The organism is Neisseria sp. HMSC070F02, from assembly GCF_001814225.1.
In the GTDB taxonomy this organism is placed as follows: Bacteria; Pseudomonadota; Gammaproteobacteria; order Burkholderiales; family Neisseriaceae; genus Neisseria; species Neisseria meningitidis.
The window spans coordinates 1-12374 of sequence record NZ_KV815381.1 but is presented as its reverse complement, the minus strand read 5'-3'; the positions used below and the strand labels follow the sequence as shown (position 1 = coordinate 12374).

Genomic DNA, 12374 nt, shown 5'->3' with positions numbered 1-12374 from the left:
GTAACCGGGGTTCGATTCCCCGTGGGCGTGCCAAATTCCAAATCCCCGAGATTATCCCTCGGGGATTTTTTATTGTCTCGGCAACTCGTTACCATATCTTTACCTACCCCCTTCATCAGAATCTCAGACACAATCGAATCATATTCAAACCTTTGCCGTGCAAACCGATATCCCATAACCGGATGCGGTGTCCGTCCAACATTTTACCCGATTGAAACGCCTGATATATTGCACCCCATCAACGTGGCATTACTTTTCTTAACAATCCCCTTTGACAGCAACTGACTAGGGCTTTTTTATGCCATCATCAAATTTATAGTGGATTAACTTTAAACCAGTACGGCGTTGCCTCGCCTTGCCGTACTATCTGTACTGTCTGCGGCTTCGGTCGCCTTGTCCTGATTTTTGTTAATTCACTATAATATTTTCTCTCCCGATTGAAACAGGCGTAACAGAATATGCCCGAAGCTCCGGCTGCTTTCTTGTTTACCGCCGCGATATTTAGAGTATAATACCAAATTTGAGCAATAGTTCTAAAACAGTTAGAACCATTTTTCATGAGCCTGACTGATTCGTATACTCGGAGAAACTGATGCAAAATATTTTTGACCCTTTGGTTATTCGTGGAAAATCCCTTACCCCCATCGTGCAAGGCGGTATGGGGGTCGGTGTTTCCGCATCGGGTTTATCCAGCGCGGTGGCACGTGAAAACGGTATCGGAACGATTGCCAGTGTGGATTTGCGCCACCTTCACGAAGACCTACTCGCCGAATCACAAATCAATCCGAGTGAAGAGAAATATACATCTTTGAACTGTACCGCATTAGACAGGGAAATCCAAAAAGCCAAAAGCGCTTCAGAGGGAAAAGGACTGATTGCGGTCAACGTGATGAAGGCAGTCAAAGACCACGCCGCGTATGTCCGCCAGGCTTGCGAATCAGGGGCGGATGCGGTCGTGATGGGCGCAGGTCTGCCTTTAGACCTGCCGGAAATGACCGAGGGCTATCATAAAGATGTCGCGCTGCTGCCGATTCTGTCCGAATCGCGCGGTATTAATATCGTCTTGAAACGTTGGATGAAAAAAGGCATATTGCCCGATGCGATTGTAGTCGAACATCCTGCCCACGCGGCCGGACATTTGGGTGCATCAACCGTTGAAGGCGTAAACGATGCCAAGTTCGACTTCAAACGCGTGATTGAGGAAACGTTTGAAGTTTTCAAAAGTTTAGGGCTGGAAAGCGAAAAAATCCCGCTTATTCTTGCGGGAGGCATGGCAAATTTTGAAAAAGTCAAAACCGCCCTAAAGAACTGGGGAGCCTCTGCCGTTCAAATCGGTACGGCTTTTGCCGTTACCGAAGAAGGAGATGCACACCTTAACTTCAAAAAAACGCTCGCCGGTGCGGAAACTGAAAAAGTAGTCGAATTTATGTCTGTTGCCGGTTTGCCGGCGCGCGGTGTCCGCACCAAATTCCTAGACAGCTACATCAAGCGTGAAAGCAAACTTCAGACAAACGCCAAAGCCGACCCGCGCCGCTGTACCCAAGGTTTAAACTGCCTAACCAGTTGCGGTCTGCGCGACGGGCTTTCCAAAGCCGGACAATTCTGCATTGATATCCAGCTTGCCGCCGCATTCCGTGGAGAAGTAGATAAAGGCCTGTTCTTCAGAGGTAAAGACCCGCTGCCCTTCGGCAATGCCATCCGCACCGTCCGCGAGACGATACAATATCTGCTGACGGGGAGCGAACCTGTTGCAACAGTAGGACGCTGATGTCAAAACAGCCGATACTGTATCAAAATGCCGTCTGAAAATTTTCAGACGGCATCTCTTTATTTGCTTTCAGTATTATTGAAAAGTTTATCCATCGGGGTCAGATCCACCGCATTGCCTTGGCTGGTAATCCATTTGTTCTCGACGCGCCACACGCCTGCCGCGTCCTCCACGCGCACATACCAGTGGTTGGTCGGAGGAAGGGTTTTGAACACCGCCTCATATTCCGCCCTGCCGTTCTGCGCGCTGCCGACGGGCTTGAGGGCGACGGTTTGATCGTCCGCCTTGCGGGTCGGGTGCATCAGCAGCAGGTTCAAAGGCTGTTTGCCGTCAAACTCGCCGCCGACAAACACTTTTGCCGCATTCATATCGGGGGAAATGAGAACCTGCACCCCGATATGCCGTCTGACAGCCTCTTCATCCCGATGAAGCTGGATGTCGATATGTTTGCCGTCTTTATAATAATCGTCCGTAACCAAATCTGTCGCGTGCTGCTGTGCGACAAAAAACATAGCGACGCTGGCGATGACGACAAAAATCGGCCCCGCCATCAAGATCCACGGCCAGACGTGTTTGTACCAAGGTTTGATTGGAGTGTTTTGAGACACGGTTATTCTCCGATAAAGGTTGCATCTTCTTCCAAGACGACCGGCTTGCCGTCGGGCGCGCCGCTTTCGCGGTATTGGAAGGTAAATTCGATAGGGTGGCTGCCTTTGTCCGCGTATTCCGGAATGGTGGACACTTGGACGGGAAGGGTTACCGTTTCGCGCGGGGCAACCTTGATACCGCCTTCGGGCAGCCCGGTCAGGGCGATTTCGTCAAAGCCTTTGACACTTGCGGTAATGAGCTGTTCTTTTTCACTTTTGTTGATGATACGCAGGCTGTATGCGTTTTCCAGCCAGCCTTTGGCGTTTTCGCGCACCAGTACGCCACGGTCTTTCAAAATATCGACCTCGACCATTTTGCGCGTGGACAAACCGGCCAGGAAGGCAATGATAACTAACGCCAACACCGCGCCGTAACCTGCCACGCGCGGTCTGAGCAGCCGTTTTTTAATGTCTTTTTCAGAATATTCGTGTTCCAGCGCGCTTTCGGTCGTATAACGGATTAATCCGCGCGGATAGCCCATTTTGTCCATAATCTCATCGCACGCGTCGATACAGGCGGCGCAGCCGATACATTGGTATTGCAGACCGTTGCGGATGTCGATGCCGACGGGGCAGACTTGGACGCACATCGCACAGTTGATGCAGTCGCCCAAACCCGCCTCTTCCTTATTGACCGTTTTCTTGCGCGCGCCGCGCGGTTCGCCGCGTTCCGCGTCATAAGAAACAATCAGCGTGTCCTTGTCGAACATCGCGCTTTGGAAACGTGCATACGGACACATATGCAGGCATACTTTTTCGCGCATAATGTGGGCGAAGAAGAAGGTCATAAAGCCGTAAAACGCTGTGGCAAACATCGCGCCGCCGCCTGCTGCTCCAGTGAATAAATCGGGAACGAACTGGCGGATAGGGACAAACCAGCCTGCAAACGTGATGCCCGTCCACGCGCAGACAAGGAAAATCAGCAGGTATTTGGTGGCTTTGATGCGGATTTTAGTGAAATTCCACGGCGATTTTTCCAGTTTCAGCCGTTTGTTCCTATCGCCTTCGACCAGGTTGTCGATCCACAGCATAATTTCGGTGTAAACCGTTTGCGGGCAGGAATAGCCGCACCACAGTCGCCCGGCAATCGTCGTCCACCAAAACAGCCCGAAGGCGCAAATCATCAGCAGCAAGGCAAGGTAAATCAAATCGCCCACCCCCAACGACAATCCGAAAATGAAGAAATGCCGTTCGGGGATATTGAAAACGACAGCCTGCCTGCCGCTCCAGTTGAACCACGGAATGACGTAAAACACAAACTGCGTCGCCAATACGGCGGCGATACGCAGTTTGGCGAACCGTCCTTCCGCCTTTTTGGGATGGATGCGTTCGCCTTCGGGATGGATTTGAATCACGCTGGCTCGCGGATCGAATGTTTTTTTCGCTTTCGGCGCGGCTTTTGTTTGTTCGGACGTGCCGATTCCGGATTCCGGATTGCCGGCTTGGTTTTCCGTGGTCATTCTGCATTCCTTAGATTTTTGATTGATGGTTTGCCCGTTACCGCCGCCGTTTGCTTTTCAGACGTCATTTTTCTTGTTTTTTAAGGCGTTGTGTTTCAAGTTTTGAGAAAATCCGTTTTTCCCAAAATATATTTCCGCTATTGTACAACTTTATGCGCCGTCCGGATGTATGGGGCGGATACATTTCCCATCCGCATCAAAACGCCTGGATTTTACCTTACCGCCCGAACAAAATCCGAATACGGTTAAAAAAAAGACTAAAAAAACCGACACCCCCATATCGGCAGAACCGACGGCGCAAGCTCATAAACAAACGCTATCGACAATCCGGCACACAATCTATAACTTTTTATTTCAAAAGGAATAATGTCAGGCTTCGCCCGCAAATCGAAAATCCTTCCCCGCCTGTCCCCTGCCGCCGCCTTCCCACGCGTCCGCCCTTTTCTTGAAAGCATAAGCGAATCGGGCGATAATCAACGCCTTCCGATTATCCACTTATCCGAAACACCAGCAAGGAAAATACAAAATGTCTCAACTGGCAAACGCAATCCGCTTCCTCTCGGCCGATGCCGTTCAAAAAGCCAATTCCGGCCACCCCGGCGCGCCTATGGGTATGGCGGAAATGGCGGAAACATTGTGGACGAAATTCCTCAATCACAATCCCGCCAACCCCAAATTCTACAACCGCGACCGCTTCGTCCTCTCCAACGGCCACGCGTCTATGCTGTTGTACAGCCTGCTGCACCTGACCGGCTACAACCTAAGCATTGAAGACTTGAAAAACTTCCGCCAACTGCACAGCAAAACCCCCGGCCATCCCGAATACGGCTACACCGACGGCGTGGAAACCACGACCGGCCCGTTGGGGCAAGGGATTGCCAACGCGGTGGGTATGGCATTGGCAGAAAAAATCCTTGCCGCCGAATTTAATAAAGACGGTTTGAACATCGTCGATCATTACACCTACGTCTTCATGGGCGACGGCTGCCTGATGGAAGGCGTATCGCACGAAGCCTGTTCGCTCGCCGGCACTTTAGGCTTGGGCAAACTGATTGTTTTGTATGACGATAACAATATTTCCATTGATGGTAAAGTGGACGGCTGGTTTACCGAAAACATCCCGCAACGCTTTGAAAGCTACGGCTGGCACGTCGTTCCTAACGTAAACGGTCATGACACCGCCGCCATTCAAGCCGCCATCGAAGCCGCACGTGCCGAAACCGGCAAACCGTCCATCATCTGCTGCAAAACCTTAATCGGCAAAGGCAGTGCCAACAAAGAAGGCAGCCACAAAACCCACGGCGCACCTTTGGGCGCGGACGAAATCGAAGCCACGCGCAAACATTTGGGCTGGACTTACCCCGCCTTTGAAATCCCGCAAGAAATTTACGATGCGTGGAATGCCAAAGAACAAGGCGCGAAACTGGAAGCCGACTGGAACGAACTGTTCGCGCAATATCAAGCCAAATATCCTGCCGAAGCCGCAGAATTTGTGCGCCGTATGGATAAAAAGCTGCCGGACAATTTCGATGAATACGTTCAGACGGCATTGAAAGAAGTGTGCGCCAAAGCCGAAACCATCGCTACCCGCAAAGCCAGCCAAAACAGCATCGAAATCTTGGCAAAAGAGTTGCCTGAATTGGTGGGCGGTTCGGCCGACCTGACCCCGTCCAACCTGACCGACTGGTCAAACAGCGTCTCCGTTACCCGCGACAAAGGCGGCAACTACATCCACTACGGCGTGCGCGAGTTCGGTATGGGTGCGATTATGAACGGTCTTGCCCTGCACGGCGGCGTAAAACCCTTTGGCGCGACCTTCCTGATGTTTAGCGAATACGAACGCAACGCCTTGCGCATGGCGGCACTGATGAAAATCAACCCTGTATTTGTGTTCACCCACGATTCCATCGGTTTGGGCGAAGACGGCCCGACCCACCAGCCGATTGAGCAAACCGCCACCCTGCGCCTGATTCCGAACATGGACGTATGGCGTCCGTGCGACACCGCCGAATCTCTGGTGGCTTGGGCAGAAGCCGTCAAAGCCGCCGATCACCCGTCCTGCCTGATTTTCAGCCGTCAAAACCTGAAATTCCAAGCGCGCAGCGAACAACAACTGGACGACATCAAACGCGGCGGCTACATCATCAGCGAAGCCCAAGGCAACGCCCAAGCCGTCATCATTGCCACCGGCTCAGAAGTCGAGCTGGCTTTGGAAGCGCAAAAAGCCCTCGCCGCGCAAAACATCGCCGTGCGCGTCGTTTCCATGCCGTCCACCAACGTATTCGACCGCCAAGACGCCGCCTATCAAGCCGCCGTCCTGCCCGAAAGCCTGCCGCGCATCGCCGTAGAAGCCGGCCACGCCGACGGCTGGTACAAATATGTCGGACTGAACGGCGCAGTCGTCGGCATCAACCGCTTCGGCGAATCCGCCCCTGCCGACTTACTCTTCAAAGCATTCGGCTTTACCGTGGACAATGTGGTCGATACAGTGAAATCAGTGCTGTAACCCCACTCCTAAACAAATGCCGTCTGAACGCTTTTCAGACGGCATTTTTTTGCCCTCCCGCCTTGATGCTTCCTCATTCCACCAATCTCCATTATAATATTTGCGAATCACTCTTATTCACATTTCAAAAGGAGAAACGTATGAACACTCGCACCGAACACGACACCATGGGCAATGTCGAAGTCCCGTCCGAAGCCTATTGGGGCGCGCAGACCCAGCGCAGCCGCAACAATTTCAAAATCGGCGGCGAAACCCTGCCGCAGCCGCTGATTTATGCTTTGGCGTTGGTGAAAAAAGCCGCTGCCGCGACCAATGTTTCCCTCGGCAGGATTAAGCCGGAACAGGCGGATTTGATTACGCAGGCGGCGGATGATGTGTTGAACGGCAAGCTCGACGGACAGTTTCCTTTAGTGGTTTGGCAGACCGGCTCCGGCACGCAGTCCAATATGAACATGAACGAAGTGCTGGCGAACCGCGCCAACGAAATCGCCGGTACGGGTTTGGCGGCGTATCAGCCCGTCCATCCCAACGACCATGTGAACCACGCGCAATCGACCAACGACGCATTCCCGACCGCCATCCACGTTGCCGCCGCGATTGAAATCAACCGCCACCTCATCCCCGCCGTAAAAGCCCTGCGCGACACCTTGGACAAAAAAGCCCAAGCCTTCGCCCCTATCGTCAAAATCGGCCGCACCCACTTGCAGGACGCGACGCCGCTGACTTTAGGCCAAGAATTTTCCGGCTACGTTTCCCAGCTCGACCACGGCTTAGGCCGTCTGAACGACGCGCTTAAAGACTTGTATGAACTTGCTTTGGGCGGTACGGCGGTCGGCACGGGTTTGAACAGCCATCCCGAATACGCCGAAAAAGCCGCCGCCAAACTCGCCGAATTGTCCAGCTTGCCGTTTGTCAGCGCGCCGAACAAATTTGAAGCCTTGGGCGGACGCGATGCCGCCGTTGCCGCTTCGGGCGCATTGAAAACGCTGGCGGCAAGCCTGAATAAAATCGCCAACGACATCCGCTGGCTGGCAAGCGGCCCGCGCTGCGGTTTGGGCGAAATCAAAATCCCCGAAAACGAGCCGGGTTCGTCCATCATGCCGGGCAAAGTCAACCCGACCCAATGCGAAGCGATGACCATGGTGTGCTGCCAAGTGTTCGGCAACGACGTTACCATCGGCATGGCGGGCGCGTCGGGCAATTTCGAGCTGAACGTCTATATGCCCGTTATCGCCTACAACCTCTTGCAATCCATCCGCCTCTTGGGCGACGCGTGCAACAGCTTCAACGAACACTGCGCCATCGGCATCGAACCCGTACCGGAAAAAATCGACTATTTCCTGCACCATTCCCTGATGCTCGTTACCGCGTTAAACCGTAAAATCGGTTACGAAAACGCCGCCAAAGTCGCCAAAACCGCCTACAAAAACAACAAATCGTTGCGCGAAACCGCCGTTGAGTTGGGCTTGCTGACGGGCGAAGAATTTGACGAACTGGTCGTTCCTGCCGATATGGTTCATCCGCGCTAATCTTTCCCTCAAATAAAATGCCGTCTGAAACCTCGTTCGGACGGCATTTTCCGTTGCCTGCGAACTAGCGGCGTTTGAACAGCCTGTCCCCCACCGCCGCCGTAACCGCACCCCCGACCACGACCAGTGCGCCGGCATAACCCAAACCGTTCATATCCGGCGCGGCAAAAGTATCAGGCATCACATAATGCCCGAGCAAAGAAAATATTACGGTAAACACGGGGAGCAAGGTTGTTACCGCGCTGACTTTGGAAGCCTCCCAATGTTTCAACGCCTCGCCGAACGAGCCGTAACCGATTAACGTATTCAAGCAGCAATACGCAAAACAAACCCACGCCAACGTACCGTCCAAACTTCCGATGTGTGCCGGTTTGGCAAACGGCAGGAACACGGCGGCACTTGCCGCATAAATCAACAGCAGAATCTGTTGCGGTCCGAATTGCGCCGACAGCAGCTTTTGCGCCACGGCATAACACACCCATGCCATACTGCCTGCCGCACACAGCAACACGCCCTTCGCATACGCGCCCAAACCCGACAACTCGCCGAATTTATCGTTAAAAAACATAAGCAAACCGGCAAGCAGCAAAACCAAGCCGATTTTCTGAGCGGCAGTCATCCGGTCTTTAAACACCAACACGCCGACAACAATCATCGTAAACGGCGAAATCTGCCACAAAACCTGCGTCGTGGTCGGCGAAATATAATGCAGCCCTTGGGCAATCAGCACAAAGTTTGCCGAAATGCCCGCCACGCCGAGCAGCAGCAGCCTGAATGAGCACCAAGAAAAATCCCGCCGCTTCGGCAGCCGCCCGCCCAATGCCAGCAAAACAAACAATACCGCCGCCGCCACGGTAAAACGCACCCACACCAGCGTCGGCGCATCGACAAACTTCAATACCTGCCGCACGGCAATCGGCAGCGTTCCCCACGTCATCGCCGCCAAAAGTGCCAACGCGAAGCCTAGGTGCGGCCTTTGGTTTTCCATCCTGATTTTCCTATTTTTAAACAACCGTATTGCCGGACGATGCCGGTTTGCCGCATCGGGCAATAATGGTTCAAGCGTTTGGCGTTTAATTCCAACCCTTTGATTTCAAACAAACCGGCTGAAGCTCGGCTATTGCTTCGCGCTATTTGAAAACACCGCCTGAATTTTAAAATATAGTGGATTAACAAAAACCAGTACGGCGTTGCCTCGCCCTAGCTCGAAGAGAACGATTCTCTAAAGGTGCTAAGCACCAAGTGAATCGGTTCCGTACTATCTGTACTGTCTGCGGCTTCGGTCGCCTTGTCCTGATTTTTGTTAATCCACTATACCGTCTGAAAACAGCGGGGACGTGCGGCAGGCATCACTGCCTCAAAACGCCCGAACGGCGCAATCGCAACGTTCCGCCCAACGCAAAGGGCGGCAACAAGCCGGCCCAAATGCAAAAAAGAGAAACCCTGCCCCGTAAGGTTTAAGGTTTCTCCGTCCTTTATGATTTCCCTCCGCGAGGATGTCCGGCCGTAAAATTCAGAACGGGATATCGTCGTCAATGTCCTCGACCGGGGCGGCGGCAGGCACGGGTTGGCGGCGCGGCGCGGCTGGTGCTTCTTGGGGATGGGACGGCGCGTCGGAGGCGGGCTGCCGGCTTTGCTGCGCGGGGCGTTGGTAAGCCTCCTGACTCTGACCGTAACCTTCCTCGTAAGGCGCACCGCCGCTGTTTTCATTGCGCCCGCCCAACATTTTCATTTCGTTGGCGACAATATCGTAAGCGGTGCGTTCGATGCCGTCTTTGCCTTGGTATTTGCGGCTTTGGATTCTGCCTTCCAGATAAACCAGCCCGCCTTTTTTGAGGTATTGCCCGGCAATTTCCGCCAGTTTGCGGTACATGGTGATGTTGTGCCACTCAGTACGCTCTACACGTTGGCCGTTGCGGTCGTTCCAAGTTTCGCTGGTGGCGACGCTGAAATTACAAACCGCCTCGCCGTTGGGCATATAGCGCACTTCGGGATCGCGTCCGAGGCGGCCGATGAGGATGACTTTGTTCAATGACATTTTTTAAACTCCTGTGATGATTTTTTCAGCGGCAGCCTGATCGAAACCCTTCTGCAACACTTTGAGATAGACGGTCTGCCCGTCGAAACTGAAACCGATGTCTTCCACACCCTCAAGCTCCGACAAGGCGCGGTATAACCCTTCCTGATTGCCCTGCCACACGCCGCCGACAGGGTAACTGAGGTTTTTGACGGGCTTGGGCGCAGGCGATAAAACGGCAATTACCAGCCACAGCAGCATCAATATACTGCAAAAGGCAAACACGCCGGAAAAGCCGTATTTTTGAAACAGCAAACCGCCTGCCGCGCCGCCGGCAAACAGTCCGAGCGACTGCATCGTGTTGTACACGCCCATCGCCGTACCCTTCAGGTCGGACGGCGCGATTTTGGAAACCATAGACGGCAGGCTCGCTTCCAACACATTAAAACCGATAAAGTAAACAACCAAATAAGCGGTAATCAAGCCTACCGAGCGCATACCGGACAGCAAACCGAGCTGCGCCGCCGCAATACAGACGATACCCAAAACAAAAACCTGCTTAAGCTTGTTGCGCGTCTCGCCGACGATAATCAGCGGAACCATCACCACCAAGCCCGTAATGGTCGAAGGCAGATAGACTTTCCAATGCTGTATTTTTTCCAAACCGAGCTGGGTCATCGCGAAAGGCAGCGCGGTAAACAATGCCATTTGTGCGGCGTGCAGGGCGAAAATGCCGAAATCAAGCGTCAGCAGCCTACGGTTTTTCAAAACTTCGCCTATGCGCGAAGGCTGCGCCTGCGTATCTTCGTGCAGCTTGGAAACTTCGGGATCGGGAGTCATCCACGCCACCACGCCGATGCTGATGACGGTCAGAATGCCGGTCAGCATAAACAGTCCGCGAACGCCGACCGCGTCGGCAATCACGGGGGCAACGACGAGGCTGACCGAAAACGTCAAACCGATACTCAAACCGATCATCGCCATTGCGCGGGTACGTACGCCGTCGCGCGTCAAATCCGCCAGCAGCGCGGTAACCGCCGCACTGACCGCCCCTGCACCCTGTATGGCGCGTGCGGCGACCAGCATGGGCAGCGTATCGGCGGCGGCGGCAAGAAAGCTGCCCGCCGCAAACACGACCAGTCCCGCATAAATGGTTTTCTTGCGCCCGAACTTGTCGGAAGCGATGCCCAAAGGCAGTTGCAGCAGAGCCTGTGTCAGCCCGTAAATGCCCATTGCCAGCCCGACCAGCGTTTTGTTGCCTTCCGCGCCGGGCAGCGAGGCGGCATACACCGCCAATACGGGCAGCACGAGGAACATACCCAGCATACGCAGCGCGTACACGCCGGAAAGCGTCGTACTGGCGCGCCATTCGTGCGGAAACATTTGGATGCGGTTGTCTCTTGCCATCATATTTTTTCAGACGGCATTAACAGTTGCAATGCCGTCTGAACTTCCAGTGAACAGATTTTCGGATTATACAGGATTCGCCGTATTTCGGTTGCGGCGCGGGTTCAAAATCAACGCCACTGCCAGCGGTTGCGCCACGCGCCCAAAACGGCGTTCGGATATTTATTGCTGCCCAAGCTGCCGTTAAAGCGGGCAAGCGCGCGGACGATGTTGCCTTTTTCAAGATTCCGGTAATGGCGCAGGATGGTACAGCCGTAACGCAGGTTGGTGCGGATGTCGAACAGGTTGTGCGCCGGTTTGCCGATGTAGTTTTTCCAAAACGGCATAACCTGCATCAGGCCGCGCGCGCCGACACCGCTGATTGCATACTGGCGGAACGCGCTTTCCACCTCAATCAGCCCCAACACAATCTGCGTATCCAAACCGGCCCGGCTGCTTTCGTACTGGATATTGACCAGCAGCCTGCGCCGCTCCTCCTCCTCGGGGACGAACCTTGCCAAACGTGCCGACATGGCAGACAACCAACGTTCGCCCTCTTTCGGATTGTCAAACACCAGCCTCGGCGGATTGACGCTGCCGACAGAACTCCTCATCACGGAAGCCACATCGTCGGCAAGCGTTTCCTCACGTTGCGCGCCGGCGTGCGCCAGAGGACTGAGCAACAACGCACCGGCGGCACACAACAGGCGGCGGCGTTGCAGATTAACGGGTAGGGTATCGGTCGGTTTTTTCATAGGGAACGGGGGCGCGTCCGGACGTTTCAGACGGCATTAAATATTCAAACAGACAATGATTGCTTCCAACGCGAAAAACCGCGCACAAAATCCAAGCGCGGCATATCGCCCTGCCCTTTTCGGGCAAACCTTGATTTTACCGCCCTCAAGAACGCTTGTCCAAACAGGCACAGGCAACACCACCCGGGCATTTTCCGTTTTCACCGGTTATCCGTCGTCCGGATTATGCAGCAGCACCATCAGCGCATCACGCTTTTCGGGCGGCAGCAGGCGGAGACCTTTGCAAAAATAGTCTGTTAACGAAAT

At 54.0% G+C, this 12374-nt stretch carries 9 protein-coding genes; 3 read left to right on the top strand and 6 right to left on the bottom strand.

From position 1 onward, the window contains the following. Positions 1 to 592: 592 nt before the first annotated feature. Positions 593 to 1768 (top strand): NAD(P)H-dependent flavin oxidoreductase, encoded by a 1176-nt coding sequence (locus HMPREF2959_RS03175; RefSeq protein WP_002238908.1) that lies wholly within the window; start codon positions 593 to 595, stop codon positions 1766 to 1768. A gap of 59 nt (positions 1769 to 1827) precedes the next feature. On the opposite strand, the gene HMPREF2959_RS03170 is transcribed toward HMPREF2959_RS03175, so the two are convergent. Further along, the gene (locus HMPREF2959_RS03170; RefSeq protein WP_002216907.1) at positions 1828 to 2376 is read right to left on the bottom strand and encodes a FixH family protein; all 549 of its coding nucleotides are present in this window, start codon (positions 2374 to 2376) and stop codon (positions 1828 to 1830) included. Between the two features lie 2 nt (positions 2377 to 2378). Further along, a complete protein-coding gene (gene ccoG, locus HMPREF2959_RS03165; protein ID WP_002243715.1) occupies positions 2379 to 3875 on the bottom strand; it encodes a cytochrome c oxidase accessory protein CcoG in 1497 nt (498 codons plus the stop codon). Between the two features lie 526 nt (positions 3876 to 4401). Here ccoG and tkt point away from each other — a divergent pair. Both tkt and fumC read left to right on the top strand, forming a co-directional pair. After that, positions 4402 to 6381 carry a transketolase gene (gene tkt / locus HMPREF2959_RS03150; protein ID WP_002243716.1) on the top strand — a complete coding sequence of 660 codons (1980 nt, stop codon included), beginning with the start codon at positions 4402 to 4404 and terminating at the stop codon, positions 6379 to 6381. A gap of 140 nt (positions 6382 to 6521) precedes the next feature. Further along, on the top strand, positions 6522 to 7910 hold the full coding sequence (gene fumC, locus HMPREF2959_RS03145) for a class II fumarate hydratase (RefSeq protein WP_002243717.1): 1389 nt from the start codon (positions 6522 to 6524) through the stop codon (positions 7908 to 7910). Positions 7911 to 7974: 64 nt separating this feature from the next. On the opposite strand, the gene HMPREF2959_RS03140 is transcribed toward fumC, so the two are convergent. From HMPREF2959_RS03140 to HMPREF2959_RS03125, 4 genes are all read right to left on the bottom strand, one after another. Beyond that, on the bottom strand, positions 7975 to 8898 hold the full coding sequence (locus HMPREF2959_RS03140) for a DMT family transporter (protein ID WP_002236541.1): 924 nt from the start codon (positions 8896 to 8898) through the stop codon (positions 7975 to 7977). A 525-nt stretch (positions 8899 to 9423) separates the two neighbouring features. Continuing rightward, the gene (locus tag HMPREF2959_RS03135; protein WP_002212976.1) at positions 9424 to 9948 is read right to left on the bottom strand and encodes a single-stranded DNA-binding protein; all 525 of its coding nucleotides are present in this window, start codon (positions 9946 to 9948) and stop codon (positions 9424 to 9426) included. Positions 9949 to 9951: 3 nt separating this feature from the next. Further along, positions 9952 to 11334: an MFS transporter gene (locus HMPREF2959_RS03130; protein ID WP_002225104.1), complete on the bottom strand. Its 1383-nt coding sequence runs from the start codon at positions 11332 to 11334 to the stop codon at positions 9952 to 9954. A 110-nt stretch (positions 11335 to 11444) separates the two neighbouring features. Next, entirely contained in the window at positions 11445 to 12068 is a 624-nt protein-coding gene (locus HMPREF2959_RS03125; protein ID WP_002212974.1) for a lytic transglycosylase domain-containing protein, read from the bottom strand. Positions 12069 to 12374 lie beyond the last annotated feature (306 nt).